Annotated in this window: 20 protein-coding genes and 1 pseudogene; 9 read left to right on the forward strand and 12 right to left on the reverse strand. The window is 63.5% G+C overall.

The window, feature by feature from the left end; genetic code table 11:
- Positions 1-33: 33 nt before the first annotated feature.
- On the reverse strand, positions 34-2,832 hold the full coding sequence (ppc, locus tag GGD66_RS17595) for a phosphoenolpyruvate carboxylase (RefSeq protein WP_183258483.1): 2,799 nt from the start codon (positions 2,830-2,832) through the stop codon (positions 34-36).
- 1,275 nt (positions 2,833-4,107) lie between these two features.
- Between ppc and GGD66_RS17600 the strand changes: the two genes are divergently transcribed.
- Positions 4,108-4,323 carry a hypothetical protein gene (locus GGD66_RS17600; protein ID WP_183258484.1) on the forward strand — a complete coding sequence of 72 codons (216 nt, stop codon included), beginning with the start codon at positions 4,108-4,110 and terminating at the stop codon, positions 4,321-4,323.
- Positions 4,324-5,952: 1,629 nt separating this feature from the next.
- Here the strand turns inward: GGD66_RS17600 and GGD66_RS42045 are convergent.
- Positions 5,953-6,100 (reverse strand): annotated as a pseudogene (locus tag GGD66_RS42045) (YccF domain-containing protein); the annotation flags it as partial.
- A 350-nt stretch (positions 6,101-6,450) separates the two neighbouring features.
- On the opposite strand from GGD66_RS42045, the gene GGD66_RS17610 reads away from it, so the two are divergent.
- Positions 6,451-7,368, forward strand: a complete 918-nt coding sequence (locus tag GGD66_RS17610) for an NADP-dependent oxidoreductase (RefSeq protein ID WP_179740078.1) — start codon at positions 6,451-6,453, stop codon at positions 7,366-7,368.
- 79 nt (positions 7,369-7,447) lie between these two features.
- Here GGD66_RS17610 and GGD66_RS17615 read toward each other — a convergent pair whose 3' ends face one another.
- The 5 genes from GGD66_RS17615 to GGD66_RS17635 all read right to left on the reverse strand — a co-directional run bounded on the left by GGD66_RS17615 (position 7,448) and on the right by GGD66_RS17635 (position 12,550).
- A complete protein-coding gene (locus GGD66_RS17615) occupies positions 7,448-7,852 on the reverse strand; it encodes a YccF domain-containing protein (RefSeq protein ID WP_018315647.1) in 405 nt (134 codons plus the stop codon).
- An 88-nt stretch (positions 7,853-7,940) separates the two neighbouring features.
- The gene (locus GGD66_RS17620; RefSeq protein ID WP_183258485.1) at positions 7,941-9,026 is read right to left on the reverse strand and encodes a rhomboid family intramembrane serine protease; all 1,086 of its coding nucleotides are present in this window, start codon (positions 9,024-9,026) and stop codon (positions 7,941-7,943) included.
- Between the two features lie 86 nt (positions 9,027-9,112).
- Positions 9,113-9,907, reverse strand: a complete 795-nt coding sequence (locus GGD66_RS17625; protein WP_183258486.1) for an enoyl-CoA hydratase/isomerase family protein — start codon at positions 9,905-9,907, stop codon at positions 9,113-9,115.
- 161 nt (positions 9,908-10,068) lie between these two features.
- A complete protein-coding gene (locus GGD66_RS17630) occupies positions 10,069-11,613 on the reverse strand; it encodes an acyl-CoA synthetase (RefSeq protein ID WP_183258487.1) in 1,545 nt (514 codons plus the stop codon).
- A gap of 127 nt (positions 11,614-11,740) precedes the next feature.
- Positions 11,741-12,550, reverse strand: coding sequence for a crotonase/enoyl-CoA hydratase family protein (locus GGD66_RS17635; RefSeq protein ID WP_183258488.1), 810 nt, complete (start codon positions 12,548-12,550; stop codon positions 11,741-11,743).
- Positions 12,551-12,666: 116 nt separating this feature from the next.
- Here GGD66_RS17635 and GGD66_RS17640 point away from each other — a divergent pair, with 116 nt between their 5' ends.
- Positions 12,667-13,539 (forward strand): SDR family oxidoreductase, encoded by an 873-nt coding sequence (locus tag GGD66_RS17640; RefSeq protein ID WP_183258489.1) that lies wholly within the window; start codon positions 12,667-12,669, stop codon positions 13,537-13,539.
- A gap of 276 nt (positions 13,540-13,815) precedes the next feature.
- Positions 13,816-15,393 carry a fatty acid--CoA ligase gene (locus tag GGD66_RS17645; protein WP_183258490.1) on the forward strand — a complete coding sequence of 526 codons (1,578 nt, stop codon included), beginning with the start codon at positions 13,816-13,818 and terminating at the stop codon, positions 15,391-15,393.
- A 151-nt stretch (positions 15,394-15,544) separates the two neighbouring features.
- Here GGD66_RS17645 and GGD66_RS17650 read toward each other — a convergent pair whose 3' ends face one another.
- Positions 15,545-16,819, reverse strand: a complete 1,275-nt coding sequence (locus GGD66_RS17650; RefSeq protein ID WP_183258491.1) for an acyl-CoA dehydrogenase family protein — start codon at positions 16,817-16,819, stop codon at positions 15,545-15,547.
- Positions 16,820-17,032: 213 nt separating this feature from the next.
- On the opposite strand from GGD66_RS17650, the gene GGD66_RS17655 reads away from it, so the two are divergent.
- Positions 17,033-17,812: an enoyl-CoA hydratase-related protein gene (locus tag GGD66_RS17655; protein ID WP_092259450.1), complete on the forward strand. Its 780-nt coding sequence runs from the start codon at positions 17,033-17,035 to the stop codon at positions 17,810-17,812.
- A 168-nt stretch (positions 17,813-17,980) separates the two neighbouring features.
- On the opposite strand, the gene GGD66_RS17660 is transcribed toward GGD66_RS17655, so the two are convergent.
- The 3 genes from GGD66_RS17660 to GGD66_RS17670 are packed head-to-tail and all read right to left on the reverse strand — an operon-like array spanning position 17,981 to position 20,133.
- A complete protein-coding gene (locus GGD66_RS17660) occupies positions 17,981-18,358 on the reverse strand; it encodes a DUF6285 domain-containing protein (protein ID WP_183258492.1) in 378 nt (125 codons plus the stop codon).
- A gap of 3 nt (positions 18,359-18,361) precedes the next feature.
- Positions 18,362-19,348: a phosphotransferase family protein gene (locus tag GGD66_RS17665; RefSeq protein ID WP_183258493.1), complete on the reverse strand. Its 987-nt coding sequence runs from the start codon at positions 19,346-19,348 to the stop codon at positions 18,362-18,364.
- Positions 19,345-20,133, reverse strand: coding sequence for an enoyl-CoA hydratase/isomerase (locus tag GGD66_RS17670; RefSeq protein WP_183258494.1), 789 nt, complete (start codon positions 20,131-20,133; stop codon positions 19,345-19,347). Before GGD66_RS17670 ends, GGD66_RS17665 begins: the two co-directional genes overlap by 4 nt.
- Positions 20,134-20,298: 165 nt before the next feature.
- On the opposite strand from GGD66_RS17670, the gene GGD66_RS17675 reads away from it, so the two are divergent.
- From GGD66_RS17675 to GGD66_RS17685, 3 genes are all read left to right on the forward strand, one after another.
- Positions 20,299-21,078: an SDR family NAD(P)-dependent oxidoreductase gene (locus tag GGD66_RS17675; RefSeq protein ID WP_183258495.1), complete on the forward strand. Its 780-nt coding sequence runs from the start codon at positions 20,299-20,301 to the stop codon at positions 21,076-21,078.
- A gap of 107 nt (positions 21,079-21,185) precedes the next feature.
- On the forward strand, positions 21,186-21,566 hold the full coding sequence (locus GGD66_RS17680; RefSeq protein ID WP_092259462.1) for a VOC family protein: 381 nt from the start codon (positions 21,186-21,188) through the stop codon (positions 21,564-21,566).
- 298 nt (positions 21,567-21,864) lie between these two features.
- Positions 21,865-23,142 (forward strand): acyl-CoA dehydrogenase family protein, encoded by a 1,278-nt coding sequence (locus GGD66_RS17685; protein ID WP_028143270.1) that lies wholly within the window; start codon positions 21,865-21,867, stop codon positions 23,140-23,142.
- A gap of 338 nt (positions 23,143-23,480) precedes the next feature.
- On the opposite strand, the gene yghU is transcribed toward GGD66_RS17685, so the two are convergent.
- Positions 23,481-24,362, reverse strand: coding sequence for a glutathione-dependent disulfide-bond oxidoreductase (yghU, locus tag GGD66_RS17690; RefSeq protein ID WP_092259468.1), 882 nt, complete (start codon positions 24,360-24,362; stop codon positions 23,481-23,483).
- Positions 24,363-24,678: 316 nt separating this feature from the next.
- Here yghU and GGD66_RS17695 point away from each other — a divergent pair, with 316 nt between their 5' ends.
- The gene (locus tag GGD66_RS17695; RefSeq protein WP_018315632.1) at positions 24,679-25,812 is read left to right on the forward strand and encodes a nitronate monooxygenase; all 1,134 of its coding nucleotides are present in this window, start codon (positions 24,679-24,681) and stop codon (positions 25,810-25,812) included.
- The last annotated feature ends 31 nt before the right edge of the window (positions 25,813-25,843 follow it).

Genomic DNA, 25,843 nt, shown 5'->3' on the forward strand with positions numbered 1-25,843 from the left:
ATCCATTCGCTACTCCCTATTCGCCATTCGCATTTACCCCGTATTCCGCAGCCCCGCCGAAATACCATTGATGGTCAGCTGAATCCCGCGCAGCACCTGCTCGTCCGGGTTCTGCGCGCGGTGCTCCTTCAACAGCTCGACCTGCACGTGGTTGAGCGGGTCGAGATAGGGGAAGCGGTGGCGCACCGAGCGCTCCAGCAACGGGTTGCCTTGCAGTAAGCGGTCCTGGCCCATGATATCCAAGAGCGTCTCGATGCAGGAATGCCATTCGCGGCGGATGCGGCCGAATATCTTCTCGCGCAAGGACTCGTCGGGCACCAGCTCGGCATAGCGCGAGGCGATTGCGATCGAGCTTTTCGCGAGCACCATGTCCATGTTCGAGAGCAGCATGCGGAAGAACGGCCATTCCCTGTAGAGCTCTTTCAGGAACGGCATGCCCTGTTGCGGATGCTCCGCGATCCACTGCTCGACCGCGCTGCCAAAGCCGTACCAGCCCGGCAGCATCAGGCGGCATTGCGCCCAGGAGAATACCCAGGGAATCGCGCGCAGGTCTTCGATCGCACGCGTCTTCTTGCGCGAGGCCGGACGGCTGCCGATGTTCAGCGTCGCGATCTCGTTGATGACGGTGGAGGCCCAGAAATAGTCGACGAAACCGTCGGTCTCATAGACGAGGCCGCGATAAGCTCTAAACGCGAGGTTCGACAATTCATCCATCGCGGTGAGATATTCGCGGCGCGGCGCGCTCTGGCGCGGATTGAGCAGGCTCGCCTCCAGCGTTGCGGCGGCGAGGATCTCCAGATTGTTGCGGCCGACTTCGGCGTTGGAATATTTCGACGAGATGATCTCGCCCTGCTCGGTGATGCGGATCTGGCCGTTCACCGCGCCGCCGGGCTGCGCGATGATGGCGTCATAGCTCGGCCCGCCGCCGCGGCCGACCGAGCCGCCGCGGCCGTGGAACAGGCGCAGCCGCACGTGATGCCGCTCGAACACGTCGACGAGACCGATCTCGGCCTTGTAGAGCTCCCAGCCCGAGGTGACGAAGCCGCCGTCCTTGTTGCTGTCGGAATAGCCGAGCATGACCTCCTGCACGCTGCCGCGGCTGTCGACGAGGCGGCGGTAATCGTGCAGCGACAGCATGCGGTCCATGATGCCGCTGGAGGCCTGCAGATCCTCGATGGTTTCGAACAGCGGCACGATGTTGATGGCGCTGCGCCCGGAGGGATGGACGAGGCCGACCTCCTTGAGCAGCACCGCGACCTCGAGCATGTCGGACATGCCCTTGCACATCGAGATGATGCATTGGGGAATGGCGTCCGAGCCGAACATCGCATGCGCTTCAGCGGCAGCATGGAAGACGTTGAGCTCGCCCATGGTCTCGTCGCTGTACTTGACGAACGGCGAGACCAGCGCGCGCGTCGAGCGCAGCTCGTTGGTGAGTAGCGAGATGCGCGCCTCTTCGCCGAGCGCGAGATAGGACATGCCGGGATTGGCGGCGTCCATCAGCTCGGCGATGGTGCGTTCGTGCACCGCCGAGTTCTGGCGGATGTCGAGGCGCGCGAGATGGAAGCCGAAGCAATCCACTGCGCGCCGCAGCAGCCGCAGCCGGCCGCGGGCGATGACGCGGGCATTGTTGGAGATCAGCGAGCGGTGCAGCACATCGAGATCGGCCTGCAGCTCCTTCACGCTCGCATATGGCGCCCCCTTTCCGACCGGCCGGCGCGTGATCTCGACCGCGAGCTTTTCGGCCGTCGCGGTCAAGCGCGCATAGATGCCGGAGACCGCCAGACGATAAGGCTCGCCGCTCCGGTGCGGCGAGGTATCCGGCGAGCGCTCCGCCAGGTTGCGCAGCTCTTCCGAGACGTCGGCAAGATGCGCGGCGATCGACAATTCCGAGCCGAGCACGTGCAGCTCGTTCAGATAGAACTGCATCACCCGGCTCGACTGCAGACGCAGCGTGCCGCGCATCACGTCGGCAGTGACGAAGGGATTGCCGTCGCGGTCGCCGCCGATCCAGCTGCCCATCCGCAGGAACGAGGCGAGCTCGGAGGCGGCCTGCTCGCCGCCCTCCTCCAGCCGGTCCTCCAGCGCGTTGACCAGCCGCGGCACCTCGCGCAGGAAGGTGTAATCATAGAACGACAGGCCGTTGGCGACCTCGTCGAGCACGTTGAGCTTGGTCCGGCGCAGCAGATTGGTCTGCCACAGCGTCAGCACCTCGCGGCGAAGCTGCTCGTCGCTGGCATCGGCCTCCTCCGCGGTCAGCGCGACGCGCTCGCGGCGGTCGAGCAGGCCTGCGACTTCCATCTCGCGGTCCATGGTGCTCTTGCGGCGCACCTCGGTCGGATGCGCGGTCAGGACCGGGCTCACCAGCGCGGACTTGAAGAAGCTGCGGAGTTGATCGGGCTTGATGCCGGCGTCCCGGGCATGGGCGAGCGTTTCCGCCAGCACGCCGGAGCCGCCGTTCTTCGCGGCGCTTCGGGCGCGCATCTGGCGGATGTTGTTCTGATCCTCGGCGATATTGGCGAGGTGGGAGAAATAGCTGAAGGCGCGGACGATCCGCACCGTCTCGGAGGTCGACATGCTGTCGAGGATCTGCTCGAGCTCGCGGCGGGCGAGCCGGTCCTCGTCGCGGTGGAACCGGATCGAGGTCTGCCGGATGCGCTCGACCAGATCGAACACATCGGCGCCCTCCTGATCGCGCACGGTGTCGCCGAGGATGCGCCCGAGCAGGCGGATGTCGTCCCGCAGCCGCGCATCGGCCTCCAGCGCCTGGGCGTCCTCAGGGCGATTGGCGCGATGTTCAGCGCTGTCGGATGATATGGTCTGAAGGGACATGGCTCGCTCCTCTTCAAGAGCTCCCTTGAAGAGCTTCCTGGGCTCCTCGGCCCAGCGGAGTGTGCGATATTTTTCTACCGCAGTGCAAGACGAAGTTGGAGCGGTGCAAACTGGCGGCCACGCTCGTGTCCCGGACGCTTAAGCGTTGCTGCGCAGAGCCGGGACCCCAAAAGCCACACCGTCCCTGCCGCCTTCCGGGCCCCGGCTCAGCAGCGCACCACGCCGCGAAGACGCGTCGCGCTCGCTGCGTCCGGGGCACGAGAGCTTTCTCTTTGTACCGATAAGCACGCCTTCGCCTTCTCGCGGCGTATTCCGCCCGAGCTTTGCTGTCCGTTTCGCCCTCATCGAGAACAAAGGGCGCAGGGAAGGCCGGGCGCCGGCTGGCACCCGAAGGTCCGCACGCGACAAGACGCACGCGGGGTGACCACAGGTGACGCCGGGACATCCCGGCCTTCCCTGCGCAATGGTTTTACGGCTTATGGCGCGCTCTCCCCGGGGAGCGATGCACTATTGCCCCCGTCGTCTTGCAGATGACTGATGTGCGCGCCCGGTTGGGCCGCTTCATCACCGCAAGCCTTGACGCACAGACCCCGGGCGTCAGGACCACACGCTTTTGCCGTCCGCGGACGTCCTTCCCGGACAGCCGGAAGCTCGCGCGTGCTCGCCCCCAACGCCGTAAAGAAACGCTGTGACCGCGCCGTGTCGTGCCGCGGATCGCGATGGCTCACGGGATTTGCCCGCCCTGCCATCACCTCACGCGCCGGCGCTGCCGCGTCCATCGCATCCCGGCCTACGTATCGTGACGATCGCGAAACGCCCCTTTTGACGGGCCAGGATGGAATGCGGTTTAGCCGAAATAGCCAATTCGGTCAATCAGAACATTTTGCAGCGCCGCTCCTTGACCTGCATGTGGTGTGTTTTGCCCGACGGGTAGCGCGAGGGGTTGGGTTAAGGGCCCAAGCAGCGAAACCGGCGAGCGGCGCCAAATCGGCCCGTCAGCCAACTCTGGCGATCAAACTGCAATGAAACTGACGATCCGCAAATCTCCTTGGGCCAACTTGCGATCGGCGGCTTTGAGCCACCTGCGGAAAATTCGAGCGGAGGTCAGCGAACGACTACAAAGGGAGATATGAGGAGTGATTGCGGCACGGTCGCACTGTGCGGAATGCAAAGCTCCCGGAGATGCTGCGCTCTCAATTTTTTGACAGAACCATGTAATGGTGTAAAATCGATAACCGCACCTTAAAGGTGCACAACAAAGGGAAGGAGTATACGATGGCTACCAGCAGAACAGCCAAGAAGCCGCCAACTAAACGCTCAACATCCAAACTAACTCCCGAAGTGCAGACAGAAATACGAAAAATGCTAGGCACTCTCAAAGGCTATGAGGCATGTCACACTTGGCTATATGAAACGAAAGGAATTTGGATCCCGGAGTTGGTGCCTGTCTTCAAGAAGCTCGACAAGATGCTTGAAATCTCCAAGCGATAGGTACTTTCTTGGATGCGTTAGGGTATTTTCAAACGCAGCGCTGCCGGATTGTCGCCGAGCAGCGTCTGCGGACCGTGTACGTTCTTCGCGCCTTAGTACCAAACGATCGGCATGCCGATATCGTAAGCGACAGGCCTATGCCGATGTTGCAGTCATACGTTTCAAGTTCCAGGGTTCGTCGCCATTACACTCCTGCCCAAGCGCTATTGCCGTTCGGGGAGCGAAAACAAATCGAAGCCAAGTGTTTCGAGGGTGCGATTGATCTACCTACTATGGGCTATTTGCGTGCACCAAAGCTAACTCGATCTCGAACGGTCTTGGTCAATTTACTTCCAAAGCCGCATATCATTTCACCAACAGTACCCTCAGTGTATGTACCACCTGTCCTCGTTTCCCGAGAAATCGAAGTCCTCGAACGAATCCCCGCAGCATACAGAATGCTTTTCTGGGCCGACAATCCACAGGCTAGGGTATCTCGATCGATAAAAGATCGCCGTCTGCTCACGCGGGCCACTTCCCTTCTAGAAAAGGCCTCTGTTTTGAGCATGCTAACAGATGTCACGGCTTCGGTTCTTCTTTTCTGCGGGAGCGACAGGAATTCTTTTTACGATACTCGGGCTCACGGAACTGTTTTCATTCGATTTACAAAAGCAGGTGATGAATTCCATCTGATTGAAGAATTCGTCCATCAAGCAGGCCACGCCTTGTTCTCTATCCTAATGTCGCAACAGAACCGCTATTGCTTTATTTCTGAGCGTGCACCGATCTGTAGTTTAGGCATAGACAGCGCCGATACGCGGCCATTCGGAGTTGCATTACACGGGCTCGTTACAGAAGCGCTTATTGCCGACACCTTTTTGAGAATCTTTTCGTTACCGTCGGTTTCAACGAGTGACCGGCATCAAGTGTTAGGTCGGCTGGCTTTTTCCTGCAGAAAGCTGGCCGCAGATTTGCACTTGATCGCAAAGCTTTCGGAAACCTTCACTCAGGAAGGGCTCATCTTGCTCGGAGCTATCAGCCGTACGTGCTCCCAGATATTTCGTAGGTTTGGCGCGAGACTAGAGCGTGTTGACTTGTCGAGGCAAACCTACGTTTTTAGCCCGAAACGTTATGCGGGGCTAAACAAGAGACTGTCGTAGAATTCGGACCGAAGTCTGAGATGTTCGATATTCAAGCCGCGACGCATTGGCTTGATAGGCCCCCAGCAGCTAGCAAAGTTTGCAGAATAAGAAACTCCGACCGCTATCGCCGGTAACCGCGTTTGGTCTAGCTTGTTCAAGCTAGGCTTCTGCTACTTGGTAAGCTCGCTCTTGACGTGCTGTAGGCTCGACCCCGTCGGCGCAACTCCGGGTTAGATCGAGATGGCAGGACTCCCGCCCCCCCGCATTCGAGCCAAGGTTGCCCATCGTTCCCAATGGGCGGACATTGCACATCGATTACTGCTGCAGCCGCGCCTCATGGCCCGGCAATATCAATAAAGCTAACGACGGTTTTCGGTTTCGCCGCCAACCAGAAGACCGTTAAACACTCGGATTGACGGTCGCGCCTTTAGCGCTTGCCGAGGCGACGACGTGATCGAATAGTCCAGAAATTTCCTGCCATCAGCGATGGCTGGTCCGGGTCCGCACCTCAAGCCGGCACGATCACCTTGCCGATCGGCCAGAGCGCGATGCCTGCGAGCTTGAGATGGGCCCAGGCGAAGGGAATGCCGATGATGGTGGTCGCGAGCGCCAGTGCGCCAGCCGGCGAGCACGAACCAGATGATGTTACCGATCAGCGCGTAGAATGGGTAGAGCCCTTGCGAAACCCATCATGCTTCGTCATCGACAGTCGGGTTGATGGGTTTCGCTCGCGCTCTACCATCCTGCGAGCTCAATCTGTCCGCCGTCTCAATGGCCCTTGGTACAGCCGAATTTTGCAATCTTGGTACTGGTCTCATGACCAGGCGTGACGCATCTAACTGCTAGTACCACGAACGAAGCGATCCCGATCGGCAGTCTCAGTGGGAGCCCCGGTCAATGCAAATCGCGGACACTTCCACACTGTCTGGCAGTTTGTGGATAGCCGTCGCGGCTCACACTGACTGCAACCGTTGCGTCAAGAGACAATGACTGAGGAGACAATCCAATGAAGGCGATCGTTGTAACGGAACAGGCCGCGGGAACGGCGGGGATGAAGCTGGTGGACCGGCCCGAGCCGCAGGCTGCGATAAACGACGTCGTGGTTCAGGTTCATGCGTCGGGATTCGTCCCGACTGAGCTGACGTGGCCTTCGACCTGGACTGATCGCCTCGATCGCGACCGAACACCATCGATCCCTGGACACGAGCTGGCCGGAGTGGTCACTGCTCTTGGCTATGGAACGACAGGGCTGGTGTTGGGACAGCGGGTGTTCGGCCTGGCGGACTGGTATCGCGACGGCACGCTGGCCGAGTATGTGGCGATCGAGGCGCGCAATCTTGCGCCGCTGCCGGGCGACGTCGAGTTCACAGTGGGGGCGAGCCTGCCGATCTCGGGGCTGACCGCATGGCAAGGGCTGTTCCAGCATGGCCGTCTCAAATCGGGGCAGAGCATCCTCGCACACGGCGCGGCCGGCGCAGTCGGGTCGATGGTGACGCAACTCGCACGAGAGGCCGGCGCCTACGTCATCGGCACCGGACGCGCCGCTGACCGTCAGACGGTGCTCGATCTGGGCGCAAACGAGTTCGTCGACCTCGACAAAGACTCGCTGCAAGACGTCGGCAAGGTCGATCTGGTGTTCGATGTCATCGGCGGTGACATACAGAAGCGGTCGGTAGAACGCATTCGAGCCGGAGGAACATTGGTCACCATCGTCGGGCCGGCCGAGGCGCGGCCCTCCGATGGATTGGCGGTCGACTTCGTCGTCGAGGCGGATCGCGCCCAACTCAGTGAGATCGTCCAGCGGGCGCGGGACGGACGACTGCGGACGAACATCGGCAAGGTCTCGACCTTCGACGATGCGGTCGCCGCCTTAAATCCGACCGGGCGACGCAAGGGAAATACGATCATTCGCGTTCGTCCCTGAGGGAGCATGCTCATTGATGTCCGCAGCGCGCAGGATGGGGTGCACTTGCGAAACCCATCCTACGAGCCACGAGTTGGCCTCAAGCCGGCACGATCACCTTGCCGATCGGCCACAGCGCGATGCCTGCGAGCTTGAGATGGGCCCAGGCGAAGGGGATGCCGATGATGGTGATCGCGAGCGCCAGTGCGGTCAATAAGTGGCCGAGCGCCAGCCACCAGCCGGCGAGCACGAACCAGATGATGTTGCCGATCACGCCGAGCGGGCCGGTGCCGATATCCTCGACACCGGTCACGTCGTAGCGGCTGACCGCCCGCGAGCCGAACGGCAACAGCGTGTAGACGGCGATGTTGAACGCTGCCCGCGCCCAGGGCAGGCCGATGATGGTGATCGCCATGATGACCGCGGCGATCACCCAGCCGAACGCCATCCAGGCGCCGCCGAAGAGGATCCAGAGGATGTTGAGCAGCATGGAAACGGGGGTCATGGGATGATCCGGAGGTGGATGATCCCGTGCATATAGGCATGAAATCTGTCTCTGCTAAGACGGCCCCGATGTCCCCTCCCCTCCAAGCTCATAATCCGTGACGCCGGCTGCGTTCGGCGCGCAGCGATGTGCCGACAAACCCAACATCCTCGATCCCGCGCGAGATCTCCTTTGAGCAGAGCCAAAGCGTCAGCGCGGCGGCGCCGATCGCGGCCAGCCCCGAGATGACAACAGGACTAGGGCAGAATGTGGCGAGTAAGTTGTCGAGCGGGACAGACCCGGTGGGCCAGCGCGGGCTGCAAGACGATGCCAGGGCCCAACCGGACAGCATCACGGCGGCCGCGTTCACACCGGCCAAAATCGCCACGACGATCGCAAGGCCCTTCTTGACGGAGAGTGCGAGATCAATCGTCTTCACGATGGCGCAATACGCGACCACGGCGACGAGAGCCGGGACCCATCCAGAACCCCCGGCTGCGATCGCCTGGGCCTGACCGCTCCAGGCCCACAGCGCAACGACGCACCCGAGCAGTGTCAGATTGACCTTCACGGCTTCGGGAAATTTGCAGCGAAGCACCCACACATTCGCTTTCTCGATCAGGTCCAGCACCGCGCAGGCGATCAGCCCGGCCGCAAAACCACCGAGATGCACGCCCCAGTCGATCCGCGAATTGCCGAGCGCAAACGCGATGTTCAATCCGATATTGATCGCGAAGAAGTCGAACCTGACGTCGAGCTTGCCGAGGATCCACAGGCAGAGCAGCGCTCCGAGGATGCCTGAGGTGGCGCCGGACGCGCCGACCGTCAAATATGGCGTCGAATGGATGCCATTGCCGATGACGGCGCCGAACACCATCGCGCACAGGTAGATGACAAGGAAATAGGCCGGCCCGACCCGCCGCTCGAGATGCGCGCCCCACAGCACCAGGCACAGCATGTTCATGGTGAGGTGGACGAAATTGACGTGCAGGAAGCCATAGGCGACGAGACGCCAGTATTCGTGCCGCGCGATCGCGGTCGCATACATGCCGCCGTAGCGATACAGCAACTCCGCCGGCGCCGCCGGACCGCCCGCCTGGATGAAACAGAACCCCGATGCGAGGACCGTCACCGTCATCAGCACGTAGACGGCGGCATGGGGAACTTCGAAGAAACCGGCACGGTATGAGGGCATGGATGATCGCAGGGATTGGCGTGGGAACGCCAACCTAGCCGAGCCGCTCGATGATTGCTACTCCAACGCGTACCAGACGCCCCCGGCTACCGCCCCTCGAATTTCGGCTCGCGCTTCTCCATGAACGCCTTCATGCCCTCGGCCATGTCCTGGGTTTTGAACAGCGGCAGGAGCTGGAGATAGACGTGGTGGACGTGGTCGTGGAAATTCTCGTTCAGACCCATCCGCATCATGCGCTTGGAGGCCTGCACCGCCAGCGGCGCGTTGGCGGCGATCTCACGGGCGATGGCCGTGGCGCGGGTCATCAGCTCGGCATCCGGCACGACCTCATTCGCAAGGCCCCATTCCAGGCACTCGCGCGCGCTCAGCGTGCGACCGGTGAAGATCAGCTCGGCCGCCTTGGCCCAGCCGAGCATGCGCGGCAGCAGCCATGTGCCGCCGGATTCCGGCACCACGCCGCGCTTGACGAAGGCGGCCGCGAGCTTCGAGGACTCAGCCATGATGCGGATGTCGCACCCAAGCGCGGTGTCCATGCCATAGCCGGCCGCGCCGCCGTTGACGGCGCAGATGGTCGGCTTGTCCATCGCCTGCAATACCGTCGGCGGCGTGTTGCGCAGGTTGATCGTGGTCGGAGAGGACGCAGCGCTGAGGCCGTTGCCGTCGCGCTCCTTGCGCAGATCAAGGCCGGCGCAGAACGCCCTGCCCTTGCCGGTGAGGATGACGACGCGGACATTCTTGTCCTCGTTGGCCTCGGTCAAAAGGCGCGCGAGGTCGTTCAGCATCGGACCGGAGATGGTGTTCATGCGCTCCGGCGCGTTCAGGGTGATGGTCGCGATGTGGTCGGCGACGGTGTAGAGGACTTCGTTGGCGGCGTCGGTCATGACAGATGTTTCCTTGTCCCTAATCTCATAGGGTGGGCAAAGGCGCGTTTTGCGCCGTGCCCACCAATCTTTCCGGATCACATTCAGAACGTGGGCACGCTTCCGCCTTCGCTCTTCGAGCTACGGCGGACCAGTCGCTTTGCCCACCCTACGGCACCGCCTCAGATCTTCCGCCCCGCCTGCCCCCAATAGGGATCGCGGAGGCGGCGCTTGAAGATCTTGCCGGAATCTTCGCGCGGCAGGCCGCTGCGGATCTCGATGTGTTTTGGAACCTTGTAATCGGCCAGATGCGCCTTCAGCGCGGCGCGGACGTCGGCGGCTGCGAGCGCGACGCCGGCTTGCGGCTCCACCACGGCCATCAGCGCCTCGCCGAATTCGGAATCGGGGATGCCGAACACCGCGCAATCATGCACGCCCGGGACAGCGTGCAGCACCGATTCGATCTCGGCCGGGTAGATGTTGACGCCGCCCGAGATCACCATGTCGCGCTTGCGGTCGCAGATGAAGACGTAGCCGTCCTCGTCGATGTAACCGACATCGCCGGAGGTGATGAAGCCGTCGCGGTCGATCTCCGCGCGCTTCTCCGGCTTGTTGTGATAGGTGAAATCGGCAAGCGCGGCCATGCGGGAATAGATTTCGCCGATCTCGCCGACGCCGAGCACGCGGCCGTCCTCACCGAGGAAACGCAGCTCGGCACCGGGCGAGATTTTGCCGACCGTGCCGGGCTTCTTCAGCGCGTCCTCGGAGGTCGCGAACGTCACCGCGCTGGACTCGGTCGACCCGTAGAATTCGTAGATCACCGGTCCCCACCATTCGATCATGGCGCGCTTGACGTCGGCCGGACATGGCGCGGCGGCGTGGATGACGTGGCGCAGCGAGGAGACGTCGTACTTCTTGCGCACCGCCTCCGGCAGCTTCATCAGGCGGATGAACATGGTCGGCACCATGAAGATGGTGTCGATTTTGTAGTGCTCGATCAGCTCGAGGAACTCTTCCGCCTCGAAGCGCGGCATCAGCACCAGCGCGCCGCCGAGCTTGCCGGCGCGGATGCCGAACGAGTTCGGCGCGGAATGATAGAGCGGGCCCGGCAGGATCGCGCGGGCGCCGGGCTTGAGGCCATAGATCATCGCGCGCATGCGCTCGCCCGCCGCCTGCTGCTCCGGCGTCGGAGCGTTGCGGCGTACGCCCTTGGGGTGGCCTGTAGTTCCCGAGGTGTAGATCATGTTCATCGGCTGCGGCACGACCGGGCCGTCATAGGGCTCGAATTGCGTAAGCCAGGATTCGAAATCGATGGCGAAATCCGGCGTCTTCAGATGATCGGGATCGATCCTGTAGCTGGACAGGATCTCCGGCGGCGTCGGCACGCTGAGCACGGTGACGCCCTCAGGGATCGCATCGCGCAGGGCATGCAGCATGTCGGCGTGCCCGATCAGCACGGATGTGCCGGTGTCGTTCAGGATGTAGGTGATCTCTTCCGGCTTGAAGTGCCAGTTGATCGGAACGCCATAGGCCCCGAGGCGCATCGCGGCGTAGGCGGCCTCCAGGAAGGCGATGTCGTTGCGCATCAGCATGCAGACGCAATCGCCTTGGCGGACACCGATCCTGGCGAGGCCGGAGGCGATGCGGTCTGCGCGGGCTCCGACCTCAGTGTGGCTGCGGCGCCGGTCGCCGGAGACGATGCCGAGGAAGTCAGACGTTTCGCTCATTGTTGTTTTTCTTCTTGCTGGAGTTGCCGCTCATGGTGAGGAGGCGCGAAGCGCCGTCTCGAACCATGAGAGCCCGTGGCCCATCCCTCGAGACGCCGCTGCGCGGCTCGTCGGGATGAGGACCGAGCTAATCCGCATACTTCGCCGCGCGCTTCTCCAGATTGGAGCGCACCGCTTCGGTCTGGTTCGCGCTGCCGATCAGCTTCTGCTGCTCGACCGACTCCGCCAGCAGTGCCGGACCTGGATCGACCGAGAGATTGTTCAGCAGCCGCTTGGCCGCGCGGATCGCATCGGGGCTTTTTTCCGCGATCTCGCGCGCGACTTCGAGCGCCGCCGCGCGCGGGTCGTCGCAGATGCGCGTGGCGAGGCCGTAGGTCATCGCCTCCTGCGCGGAGAAGATGCGCCCCGTATAGGTGAGATCGCGCAGGATGTCGTCGCGCACGAGGCTCGCAAGGATCGGCGTGCCCGCCATGTCAGGGACGAGCCCCCATTTGATCTCCATGATCGACATCCGCGCGTCCGCGGAGAGGAAGCGCATGTCGGCGCCGAGTGACAGCTGGAAGCCGCCGCCGAAGGCGACGCCATGCACGGCCGCAATCACGGGAACCGGAAGCTGACGCCAGCCCCACACCGCCTGCTGCGGAAAATTCGCCTGGCCGTGGGTCCGCTTGGTGAGATCGCGATTTTCGCCACCCGGAATTCCATTGCCGCCCTTCTCCTTCATGGCGGCAAAACGCCCCATGTCGAGACCGGCACAGAAGGCGCGGCCCTCGCCGGAAAGGACCACAGCGCGCACGCTCTTGTCCTTCGAAAGCCGCTCGCTTGCCGCGACGAGCGCCTCGAACATGGGCTGATCCAGCGCATTCATCTTGTCGGCGCGCACCAGGCGCACGTCGGCGACGCCTTCCGAGATCGAGATCGAGACGCGCTCTTCCATGGATCAATTCTCCCCTGGTTCTTGCCTGTTCTTGTTCAGTGGCGCTTTACAGGACGCCGGCGGCCGGATTTAGTCAATCGACCAATTAACTGACATTCCGTACGGGAGAAACAGCCATGTTCAAGGAAAATCTTCTGGCCGGACGGCGCATTCTCGTGACCGGCGGCGGCACTGGACTCGGCAAGTCGATGGCGGCCCGCTTCCTCCAGCTCGGCGCCGAATTGCACATTTGCGGCCGGCGCAAGATCGTCTGCGACGAGACCGCGACCGAGCTGATGGATCTGTATGGCGGCCGCGTCACCAGTCACGGCGTCGACATCCGCAACGCGCTCGCGGTCGAGGAGATGGTGGAGACCATCTTCCGCGACGCGCCGCTGACCGACCTCATCAACAACGCCGCCGGCAATTTCATCTCGCGCAGCGAGGAGCTGTCGCCGCGCGGCTTCGACGCCGTCGCCAACATCGTCATGCACGGTACGTTCTACGTGACGCAGGCGATCGGCAAGCGCTGGATCGCGGCCAAGCAGCCCGGCAACGTGGTGTCGATTACCACGACCTGGGTGCGCAACGGCTCGCCCTACGTGGTGCCGTCGGCGATGAGCAAGTCGGCGATCCATGCCATGACGATGTCGCTCGCGGCCGAATGGGGCCGCTACGGCATCCGCCTCAACACCATCGCGCCCGGCGAGATCCCGACCGAGGGCATGAGCAAGCGCATCAAGCCGGGTGACGAGGCCGGCGCACGCACCAAGGCGATGAACCCGATGGGCCGCGTCGGCACCATGGAGGAATTGCAGAACGTCGCGGTGTTCCTGATCTCCGGCGGCTGCGACTGGATCAACGGCGAGACCATCGCCATGGATGGCGCGCAGGCGCTCGCCATGGGCGGCAATTTCTACCAGCTCCGCGACTGGAGCGACGACGACTGGAAAACCGCGCGGGAGAGCATCATGGCGCAGAACGAGAAGGACCGGGCGAAGCGGGGGTAGTTGTCTGGCGCGAATGCGGGGCATGTAAGGGGCTGACGTCTTCGCCCCACCCTCACCTGTCGTCCCCGCGACCGCGGGGACCCATAACCACAGGGAGGAGTTGTGGCGCGAGACGGTAACTCCGAGTCTTCGCAAAACTTCTCCCTGTGGCTATGGATCCCGGATCTGCGCGCGCTTGAAGCGCGCTTGTCCGGGACGACAGCCGGGCCCCATCTTGTCTTCACCCGCGGATGACGCCAAACTCCGCGGCATAAGAACAAGACGCACGGGAGAAACATGTCCACACAGCCATTGGCAACTCTCGCCGACATGGTGCGCGAGCGCGCCAAAAGCCGCGGCAACGCCATCGCCTATGAGTTCGAGGGCCGCACCACCAGCTTTGCCGAATTCGACGCGAGGACCAACAAGGTCGCCAACGCGCTGATTGCGATGGGCGTCAACAAGGGCGACCGCATCGCCTATCTCGGCAAGAACAGCGACCTCTATTTCGAGCTGCTGATGGGCGCGATGAAGGCGGGCGTGGTGATGGCGCCGGTGAACTGGCGTCTCGCGGGGCCCGAGGTCGCCTTCATCGTCGACGATTGCAAGGCCGCGGTGCTGTTCGTCGGGCCGGAGTTCATCACTCAGGTCCGCCAGATCAGGGACCAGCTGCCGGGCGTGCGCACTGTCATCACCACCGAAGGCGGCGCGCCGGAATGGCAGGGTTTTCCGGCCTGGCGCGATGCGCAGAGCGGTGACGATCCCGGGGTGCCGATCGCGACGCGCGACATCGCGATCCAGCTCTACACCTCCGGCACCACGGGCAAGCCGAAGGGCGCGATGCTGAGCCACGCCAACTTCCTCAACCTGGTGCAATCAGGCAATGCCGAGGACAAGCCGGAGTGGAACCGGTGGTCGACCGACGACGTCTCGCTGGTGGCGATGCCGGTCTTCCACATCGGCGGTTCCGGCTGGGGTGTGATGGGCCTCTATCACGGCGCCCGCGGCGTGATCGCGCGCGAATTCGATCCGACCAAGATTCTGGATTTCTTCGAGCAGTCGGGCATCACAAAGCTGTTCATGGTGCCGGCGGCGATGCAATTCGTTGTGCGGCAGCCACGCGCCAGGACGGTGGACTTTTCACGATTGAAATACATGCTCTATGGCGCCTCGCCCATACCGGCGGCGCTGCTGAAGGAGTGCATCGAGGTTTTCAAATGCGGCTTTGTGCAGCTGTATGGGATGACCGAGACCACGGGCACCATCGTCGCGCTGCCGCCGGAGGATCACGTCGAGGGGCTGGAGCGGATGCGCTCGGCGGGCAAGGCGCTGCCGGGTATCGAGATCGCAATCCTCGACCTCGACGGCAAGCCGTTGCCGCCACGAGAGGTCGGCGAGATCGCGACGCGCTCGGGCTCCAGCATGGCGGGCTACTGGAATTTGCCGGAGGCGACCGCCGCGACGCTTCGTTCCGACGGCTGGCTGCGCACCGGCGATGCCGGCTATATGGACGAGGACGGCTATCTCTACATCCACGACCGCATCAAGGACATGATCATCTCCGGCGGCGAGAACATCTATCCCGCCGAGGTCGAGAGCGCGCTGTGCGATCACCCTGATGTCGCCGAGGCCGCGGTGATCGGCGTGCCCGACGACAAATGGGGCGAGGCGGTGAAGGCCGTCGTGGTGATGAAGCCGGGCAAAGAGGCGAGCGTCACCGACATCATCAACTTCACCCGGACGCGCATCGCCGGCTACAAGACGCCGAAGAGCGTGGAGTTCCTGCCGGCGCTGCCGCGGAATCCGAGCGGCAAGATCCTGCGGCGGCAGTTGCGCGAGCCGTATTGGGTGGGGAAGGATCGACGGGTGAATTGATCCCGCGTTGCCGTAGGGTGGACAAAGGCGCAAAGCGCCGTGCCCACCATCTCGCTCCGTATTCAAGGTGTGGTGGGCACGCTTCCGCCTACGCTCTTCGAGCTACGGCGCGACAAGTCGCTTTGCCCACCCTACGATTGCAGTGCAAGCCTCAGTGCTTCCCCGGCCCCATATAGCCGAACAGGAACCCCGCCACCTTCCGCATCTGGATCTCCTCGCTCCCCTCGGTGATGCGATACCTGCGGTGATGGCGGTAGATGTGTTCGAACGGCTTGTGGCGTGAGTAGCCCATGCCGCCATGGACCTGCATGGCGCGGTCGGCGGATTCGCAAGCGAGGCGGTTTGCCCAGTAGTTGCACATCGAGACGCGATCCGAGAGCGTGCGCTCGATCTGCTCCTCGGTGAGCTGATCCATCTCCCAGGCGGTCTTGCGGATCAGAAGGCGCAGCATTTCGGCCTGCGTCGCAAGCTCGACCAGCGGGAACTGGATCGCCTGGTTCTCGGCGAGCGCCCGCCCGAACGGCTTGCGCTCGCGCGCATACTTCACGCTCTCGTTGATGCAATAGACCGCCGCGCCCAGCGAACTCGCAGCTTGGCGGATACGGTTCTGATGCACGAAACACTGCGCCAGCGACAGGCCGCGGCCGACCTCGCCGAACAGCGCATCCTCAGGCACGAACACGTCGGTAAAGCTGACGCGGGGGTGGTCGGTCGGCATGTTGAAGGTCCACATATATTCCTCGACCTTGACGCCAGGGCTCTTGGCCGGCACCAGGAAGCAGGTGATGCCGCGGGCATCGCCGTCATTACCGCCAGTGCGCGCAAATAGCGCGCAGTGGGTGGCGACGTGCATGCCCGTGGTCCACATCTTCTCGCCGTTGATGATCCAGCCCTTGACGTTGTCGCGGGTGGCCGGCACCGCGCGCGTCTCCATGTGGGTGGCGTCGGAGCCGTGATGCGGCTCGGTGAGGCCGAAGGTGATGCGGTACTTGCCCCTGATCGAGCCGTCGATCATCGCCTTCTGATCGTCGCGGCCATAGCGATCGAGCATGGTGACGACGGGGAAGTTGCCGACGATGGAATGCTCGTTCTGCAGATCATTGTGCAGGCCGAGACCCTTTGCGGCAAAATGCTCGCGGATCACGGCCATCCAGAGGTTGGAGCCATCCTTGCCGCCATATTGCCTCGGCACGGGAAAGCGCAGATGGCCGGCGGCATCCGCGAGATCTTTCGCCTTGCGCAGCAACGCTTCCCATTCATGCCGCGGCAGGCCGCCATTCTCGAAATCGGTGCGCGCCCATTCGCGGCGATGATCGAAGAAGCGAATGTTGTCGTCGGCCTCTTCCAGCGGCTTGATCTCGCGTTCGATGAAACGATCGAGCTCTCCGAGATAGGCGACGAGATCGGCTGGCAATGAGAAATCCACAGGTTCTCTCCCGGATTGATTTTATCGTTTTGCGTTAAGGCGCTAGGCGCATTTCCGCTTCGTCCGATTAAGCTGAGAAGAGCGCGTGCAAGTCAAGCAAAGCGAGGCGTGTGACGCGCGCAAGGCGCACCAGCGCAATTCGATGGTGCCCCGGCGCCGACGCGCGGTAATATGCCGGCAATATTCCTTCGGAAGAAAATGCGGGAGCGCGCGATGGAGCTGAAATTCTCAAAGGTGGAACGCAAGGGGCCGATCACGATCGTCACGCTGTCACGTCCCGAGGTCTACAACGCGCTGCACACCGATGCGCATTTCGAGCTGCAGAAGGTGTTCGACGATTTCTCCGCGGATGCCGAGCAGTGGGTCGCGATCGTCACCGGCGCCGGCGACAAGGCGTTCTGCGCCGGCAACGATCTGAAATGGCAGGCAGCGGGAGGAAAACGCGGCTGGGACAAGGGCGGCTTTGCCGGCCTCACCGCGCGCTTCGACTGCGACAAGCCGATCATCGCAGCGGTGAACGGCGTCGCGATGGGCGGCGGCTTCGAGATCGCGCTGGCGTGCGACCTCATCATTGCCTCGGAGAATGCGACCTTCGCCCTGCCCGAGCCGCGCGTGGGCCTCGCCGCGCTCGCCGGCGGCCTGCACCGGTTGCCGCGGCAGATCGGGCTGAAGCGCGCCATGGGCATGATCCTCACCGCACGCCATGTCAGCGCCAAGGAAGGTTTTGAGCTCGGCTTCGTCAACGAGGTGGTGCCGCAGGGCGAGGCGCTGTCGGGCGCGCTGCGCTGGGCGGACATGATCACCAAGAACTCGCCGATGTCGATCCGCGCCTCCAAGCAGGCGATCCAGAAGGGGCTCGGCGTCTCGCTGGAACAGGCGATCGAGGAGCAGCGGGACTATCCGGCGGTGAAGGCGATGGCGGCCTCGCAGGATTACATCGAGGGCCCGAAGGCGTTCTCGGAGAAGCGGCCGCCGAAATGGGTGGGGAAGTAGGACCGTCCCTCCCGTCACGACCACGGATTTCGCCAACATAACAGCTGTCATGCCCCGGCTTGACCGGGGCATCCAGTACGCCGCGGCCTTTCAGTATATCGCTGCCGTCTCTGGAATACTGGATCGCCCGGTCAAGCCGGGCGATGACAGCGGAGAATGTGGCGCTGCCTACCCGCCTCGCCCCAGCTCCCGCTTGTACGAGGCGTAGTTCGGCTGATCGACCGCCAGCTTGTCCATCGTGGTCGCCCACAGGTGCTCGGCAAGGCCTGGCGTTGCGAGATCGACCTCGCCCTTGGCGATGCGCTCGGCGAGCGCGTGGTTGAGATCGGCGACCGAGCCGTCGATGCCGAGCAGCGAGCGCAGGCGCTCGACCTCCGCAGCATCACTCCCCTCCTCCCGCGTCAATTGCCGCGTGACGAGATCGAGAATGTTGATAGCGACGCGCAGCTTGAAGGCCTGGTGGCCAGAGATCAGCGGGGTGATGTCGTTGCGCAAGAAATCGGCGACTGACTTGGTCAGCTCGATCGGGGTCGGTTCGTCCTGCATCGCTCAGCTCCCGCGCGGCGCCAAGAGCCGCAACAGATCGATCTCGGTCTCGCTCGCGCGGCGGCCGATCATCGCGCGTTCCATGGAATGGTCAGGCCCCTCGCGAAAGCGCTGCATCATGCCGCCGCACATGATGCCCCAGCGCAGCGTGCCCATCACTTCCCAGAATTTCACGCGCGCGGGATCGACCTGGCGGCCCGCAGCCTCATAGCCCGCGAACAGCTCCTCGCGCGAGCCAAAGCCGCCGACGGGCTTGTCGATCTCGCCGAAACGCCAGGAGTTGACGCAGACCCAGCCGAGATCCTCCATGGGATCGCCGAGATGGGCGAGCTCCCAGTCGAGCACGGCGCGGACGCCATCGCGGCCGATGATGAGATTGCCGTTGCGGAAATCGCCGTGCACCAGCGTCTCCTCGGCCGACGGACCCGGATCGTTGTCGCGCAGCCAGCGCAGCGCCAGCTCGAACACCGGCTTCGGCCAGTTCAGGCTGCGATAATCGCGCTCGAACTCGGAAATCTCCTGGGTCGCCGACCTGCTGCGCAGCTCGGGCAGCTTGTCCTTTGGCAGCCTATGAAGGCCAGCAAGAATGCCGCCGATCTGCCGCGCCAGATGCGGCCGCGCCGCCGCATATTCGTCATCGCGAAGAATCTTGCGCGCGATGGTCTCGCCCTCGACCCTTTGCATGATGAAGCCGGTGCCGAGATCATCCTCCGGCACGAGCACATGCATCACGCGCGGCGACGGCACGCCGGCCTCATAAGAGAGCTGCATCAGCTGCGCTTCAGCCGCAAGACCCGCCGCGCGCGTCGGCGCTGCGCCATAACCCTTCGGCGAGCGGCGCAGGATCGCGCCGATCCCGCCATCGGGATGCGTGATGTCGAAGCGCCAGGTTTCCTGACTGGCGCCGCCCGACAATCTGGCCGCGCCGGTGATGCCGGTCGCGTCCTTGCACCAGCGCCGGACGCTGCGTGAAAGCTCGGCTTCGATCATTTGCCTTTGAACTGCGCGGGACGCTTCTCCAGGAACGCGCCGACGCCCTCGCGGAAATCCTGGGTATCGCCGGCGCGGAGCTGGCACTGGAATTCGAGGTTGAGCTGATCCTCGAAGGAGTTTTCGGGGCTATCCCAATAGAGCTTGCGGATCAGCGACAGCGCCACCGTCGGGCCGCTGGCAAGATCGCGCGCGAGCTTCATGGCTTCCTCCATCAGCACGCCGTCGTCATAGACGCGGTTGACGAGGCCCCATTCCAGCGCCTTCTCGGCCGGCAGCCGCTCGCCCATCAACGACAATTCGATCGAGCGCGCGCGGCCGACGAGGCGCGGCAACAGCCAGGTCGAGCCGCAATCCGGCACGAGGCCGATGCGGCGGAAAGCCTGCAGGAAGTAGGACGAACGCGCGCATAAAATCATGTCGCCGAGCAGCGCGAAGCTCATGCCGGCGCCCGCCGCCGGGCCGTTGACCGCGGTCACGATCGGGCAATGCAGATTGCGAATGCGGCGCAGGAACGGGTGAAAGCCGGTCTCCAGCGTCAGGCCGGCCTTGGTCTTCTTCGACTGGTTGTTGCGCCCTTGCAGATTGGCGCCGGTGCAGAACGCCCGGCCCGCGCCGGTCAGCACCACGCAGCGCACCTCGTCCTTCTTCTCCTCGATCGCATCGAGCGCCTCGGCGAGACCACCCAGCATGTCCACGGAGACCGCGTTCATCACCTCCTGATGGTCGAGCTTGAGGATCGCGACCGAGCCATCGAAATCGAGCGTGACGTGTTTGAACTGCATGGTTTCCTCGTCAGTTGCGGCCTGCGTCAGTTTCGCAGACCGGAATTCGTTTTGTCGGGGCGCATATTTGATTTTTGGCGCGGTCTTGTCCATGGTGATCAGAGCATAGCAAGCAATCTTGCGCGCAGCGGCTGATGCGCCGATACCCAAAACAGGAAACGCGCCATGAACCTTTTCGACCTCTCCGGCCGCGTCGCCGTGATCACCGGCGGCAATGGCGGCATCGGCCTCGGTATTGCACAGGCGCTCGCCGGCCAGGGTTGCAACGTCTCGATCTGGGGCCGCAATGCCGACAAGAACAAGGCTGCTGCCGCGAGCATGGCGGGGCTATCAGGCAAGGTCGATACCCGGGTCTGCGACGTCACCGATCCGGCTTCGGTCAATGCCGCGATGAAGGCGACGCTCGACATTTTCGGCCGGGTCGACGGCTGCTTCGCCAATGCCGGCATCGGCGGCGGTGGCCGGCGTTCCTTCATCGAGCGCACCGAGGAAGAATGGCGCACGATGTTTGCGACCAATCTCGACGGCGTGTTCCACGCGTTCCAGGCCGCGGCGAGACACATGACCGACCGCGCCAATGCCGGCGATCCCTTCGGCCGGCTGGTCGCGACCTCGAGCCTCGCCTCGATCTTCGGCACCGCGCGCAACGAGCATTATGCCGCAACCAAGGCCGCGATCAACGCGCTGGTGCGCGCGCTCGGCGTCGAGCTCGCCCGCCACGGCGTCACCGCCAACGCGATCCTGCCGGGCTGGATCAAGAGCGACATGACGTCCGGTCTCATGGCCAACGAAAAATTCGTCGCCAACGTCATGCCCCGCATTCCGGTGCGCCGCTTCGGCGAGGCATCCGATTTCGGCGGCATCGCGGTGTATCTGATGAGCAAGGCGTCGTCGTATCATACGGCCGATACGTTCGTGATTGACGGCGGCTATACCGCGTTTTGATTTTCGTAGCCCGGATGGAGCGCAGCGCAATCCGGGACAGCCAAAAGCAAGCAAGACCCGGATTTCGCTGCGCTCCATCCGGGCTACAACATTGAGGGAATGGGCAAATGTTCTCACACATCATGATCGGCACCAACGACCTCGACAAGGCCAAGTCGTTCTACGACGACCTGCTGAGCACGCTCGAAGTGCGGCCGGCCAGGGTCGACGGCCACCGCATCTTCTACATCACCAAGACCGGCGTGTTCTCGGTGTCGAAGCCGATCAACGGCGAGCCGGCGACCTGCGCGAATGGCGGCACCATCGGCTTTGCCTGCAATTCGCCGGAGCAGGTCGATGCGTGGCACGCGGCTGGCGTCGCAGCCGGCGCAAAATCGATCGAGGATCCGCCGGGCATCCGCCAGGGCCCGGGCGGCAAACTGTATCTCGCCTATTTGCGTGACCTCGACGGCAACAAGATCTGCGCGATGCATCGGATGCCGGCGTGATCTAGCCACATCCTCGATGTCATTCCCCGCGAAAGCGGGGAATCCAGTACGCCGCGGCTTCTCGATTCAATCACTGCCGCCTCTGGGATACTGGATCGCCCGATCAAGTCGGGCGATGACAACGGAGAGTGAGGCTCGCGCCTGCCGCCTCACTCCACCCCATTCAAACAACATTTCAAACGCCCTCGCGATATTCCATCGCGTGGCATGGCTCCGCGTGAAAAATACGCGCTCGCGCTTTGGCGGCGCTGCGACTATTCTTGCGCCCAGAACGATCTCAGCGTCCCCGGGAGGAACAATGACAAAACACACCTATATTCCCCGCACCACCAACTACACCCTCAATCCCGGCGACGAGCTCAACGACCTCCGGATGTCGGACCAGGTCCGGCCGCTCTACGATCACGTCAAGAAGTTCATCCGCGATACCGTCGAGCCGATGTCGATCGAGTTCGCCAAGGCCGGCGAAGGCAAGGAGGACCGCTGGAGCTTCACGCCGAAGCAGCTCGAGGTGCTGGAGAAGGCCAAGAACAAGGCCAAGCAGGAGGGCCTCTGGAACTTCTTCCTGCCCGACGACGAGACCGGCCAGGGCCTGAAGAATCTCGACTACGCCTATATCGCCTCCGAGCTCGGCAAGAGCCCGCTGGCGTCCGAGAGCATGAACTGCTCGGCGCCGGACACCGGCAACATGGAGGTGCTGGAGCGCGTCGGCACCAAGGAGCAGAAGGAGAAGTGGCTGAAGCCGCTGCTCAACGGCGAGATCCGCTCGGCCTATGTCATGACCGAGCCGAACGTCGCCTCCTCCGATGCCAAGAACATCTCAACGACGGCGAAGCTCGTCGGCGACGAATGGGTGATCAACGGCGAGAAGTACTACATCTCCGGCGTCGGCGATCCCCGGTGCAAGATCCTGATCGTGATGGTGAAGACCAATCCGGACGCGGCGCCGAGCAAGCAGCAGTCGCAGATCCTGGTGCCGCGCGACACGCCCGGCGTCGAGGTGCTCGGGCCCATGTATGTGTTCGGCCAGGACCACGCCCCGCGCGGCCACATGCACATGCGCTTCAACAATGTGCGGGTGCCGAAGGAGAACATGCTGCTCGGCGAAGGCCGCGGCTTCGAGATCTCGCAGCTCCGCCTCGGACCCGGCCGCATCCATCACTGCATGCGCACCATCGGCAAGGCCGAGAAGGCGCTCGATCTCATGGTGCAGCGTGGCCTCACCCGCGAAGCCTTCGGCAAGAAGATCGCCCATCTCGGCGGCAACATGCAGATCATCGCGCAGGCCCGCTGCGAGATCGAGGCGATGCGGCTGATGGTGCTGAAGGCGGCCAAGGCGATGGACGTACTCGGCAACAAGGAGGCCCGCGTCTGGGTCTCCATGGTCAAGGCCATGGTGCCCGAGCGCGCCTGCAAGATCATCGACCAGGCGATCCAGATGCACGGCGCCACCGGCATCTCGCACTGGACCCCGCTCGCAGAGATGTACCAGGACGTGCGCCATCTGCGCTTTGCGGACGGCCCGGACGAGGTGCACTGGATGGTGGTCGGACGCCACGAGCTGAGCATGGCGTAAAAGGTCTCTCCTCTTCCCGCTCGGGAAGAGCCGTAGGGTGGGCAAAGGCGACTTCGCGCGCCGTGCCCACCATTGTGGCCTACGCGTGAGGTGGTGGGCACGCTTCGCTTTGCTCACCCTACGAAGATCGTAGGGCGGATTAGCGAAGCGTAATCCGCCGAACTTTCGTGTGACGAAGATGGCGGATTACGCCTGCGGCTAATCCGCCCTACGCGCCTGGATCAGCCTTCGTAGGGTGGGCAAAGGAGCGTCAGCGACGTACCCACCATCCCTCCATGTTGCGCTGGAAACCGTGGCCACGCTTCGCTTTGCCCACCCTACGGCACCGGTGAGCGACGTTACGCAGTCTTCGCCGCTTCGACCTTGTCCTGCGTCTTCGTCTCGAAATCGCTCGCATCGTGCCGCTCGTGCAGCTGGCTGGCGGGATCGCCGGAGACGCGGTTGACCATGCGCCCGCGTTTCACGGCGGGGCGCTGCGCGATCTGGTCGGTCCAGCGCTGCACGTTCTTGTAGTCCTGCACCGAGAGGAATTCGCCGGCGCCATAGACCAGCCCCTTGGCGAGCGCGCCGTACCAGGGCCACACCGCCATGTCGGCGATGGTATACTCCTTGCCGCCGAGATATTCGTTGTCGGCAAGGCGCCGGTCGAGCACGTCGAGCTGGCGCTTGGTCTCCATCGCGAAACGGTCGATGGCGTATTCGATCTTGAACGGCGCATAGGCGTAGAAATGGCCAAAGCCGCCGCCGAGATAGGGCGCGCTGCCCATCTGCCAGAACAGCCAGGACATCGCCTCGGTGCGGCTCTTGATGTCCTTCGGCAGGAAGGCGCCGAACTTCTCGGCGAGATAAAGCAGGATCGAGCCGGACTCGAACACCCGGATCGGCTCCGGACCGGAGCGGTCCATCAGCGCGGGGATCTTGGAGTTCGGGTTGATGTCGACGAAGCCGCTGCCGAACTGGTCGCCGTTGCCAATTCTGATCAGCCAGGCGTCGTATTCGGCCCCCTTGTGGCCGAGCGCCAGAAGCTCCTCCAGCATCACCGTGACCTTCACCCCGTTCGGCGTCGCCAGCGAATAGAGCTGGAAGGGATGCTTGCCAACCGGCAGCTCCTTGTCGTGGGTCGGACCGGCGATCGGGCGGTTGATGCTGGCGAACTGCCCGCCATTTTCCTTGTTCCAGGTCCAGACTTTGGGCGGCACGTAGGCGGGGGTATCGGTCATGCGAGGAGCTCCGGCGGAAAGATGCGCCTGCATTAATTAGCCCGCGAATGGCCGATGACAAGCCCTCCGAGTTGCATTGCCGGGCGGGGCATCTCACCGTTTCGTCATGGCAGGCTCCTCCCGTCATCCGGCCGCCCGCAGGGCGAGCTCGGAATGACGGCGTCAACTGGGACGCAGCGGCCTTCGGGTAGAGCGCGACGCCTACACACAAGATGCCTCGCCGAATCCGGCCTGTCATTGCCAGTGACGATCGGCTAGCGTCACCTTGCTTCGCGCGAAAGCAACGAGAACGCGAATACCGCCGGGAGAGAGAGCCATGAAATCGCCGATCTGCGACATGCTGGGCATCGAGTTCCCGCTGCTGGCCTTCAGCCATTGCCGCGACGTCGTCGCCGCCGTCAGCCGCGCCGGCGGCTTCGGTGTGCTTGGTGCCACCGTGCACACGCCCGATACGCTCGAACGCGAGCTGAAATGGATCGACGATCACGTCGACGGCAAGCCCTACGGCATCGACGTGCTGATCCCCGAGAACATCTCGACCTCGGGCGAGAAAGACGTCACCTGGAAGAGCCTGGAGGCGCGCGTGCCGCAGGAGCACCGCGCCTACACGCGCGAGCTCCTGAAGAAGTACGACATCGAGCTGACGACCACGGAGGTCGCAGCCGATCAGCCGCAGCCGTTCGACGGAAAGACGGCACTGCAATTGCTCGAGGTGTCCTTCAATCATCCGATCCGCCTGATCGCCAATGCGCTGGGCGTGCCGCCGAAGGCGATGATCGAGATGGGCAAGAAACACGGCGTGCCGGTCGCAGCGCTGGTCGGCGCCAAGGAGCACGCGCTGCGACAGGTCGCGGCCGGCGTCGACATCCTCGTGGTGCAGGGCACCGAGGCCGGCGGGCATTGCGGCGAGGTCTCGACCATGGTGCTGGTGCCCGAGGTGATCAAGGCGATCAAGCCCATCCGCGACGTGCCGGTGCTGGCGGCCGGCGGCATCATGACGGGTCGGCAGATGGCGGCGTGCATGGCGATGGGCGCGGCCGGCGCCTGGACCGGCTCGGTGTGGCTCGCGACGGTGGAAGCCGAGACCACGGAGATCTTTCGCGAGAAGATGATCGCGGCCTCTTCCCGTGATGCAGTCCGCTCGAAAGGCCGCACCGGCAAGCCGGCGCGGCAGCTCCGCTCGGTCTGGACCGATGCCTGGGACCGCGCGCCGGACAGCCCCGGCGCACTGCCGATGCCGCTGCAGAGCATCGTCAGCCGCGATGCCTTCAATTCGATCGACCGCGCGGCGGCGAGCGGCAACGCCAAGGCGCGCGATCTCGTCAGCTATTTCGTCGGCCAGGGCGTCGGGCTCATCGACAGCGTGAAGTCGGCGGGCGCGGTGGTGCAGGAGTTCAAGGAAGATTTCGCCGAAGCCGTCGAGCACATGAATGCGCTGGTGGCGGAGTGATTGCCGGTGGCCGGCATCGCGCCCGTGGCCC

This window comes from Bradyrhizobium sp. CIR48, from assembly GCF_014198315.1.
Lineage (GTDB): Bacteria > Pseudomonadota > Alphaproteobacteria > Rhizobiales > Xanthobacteraceae > Bradyrhizobium.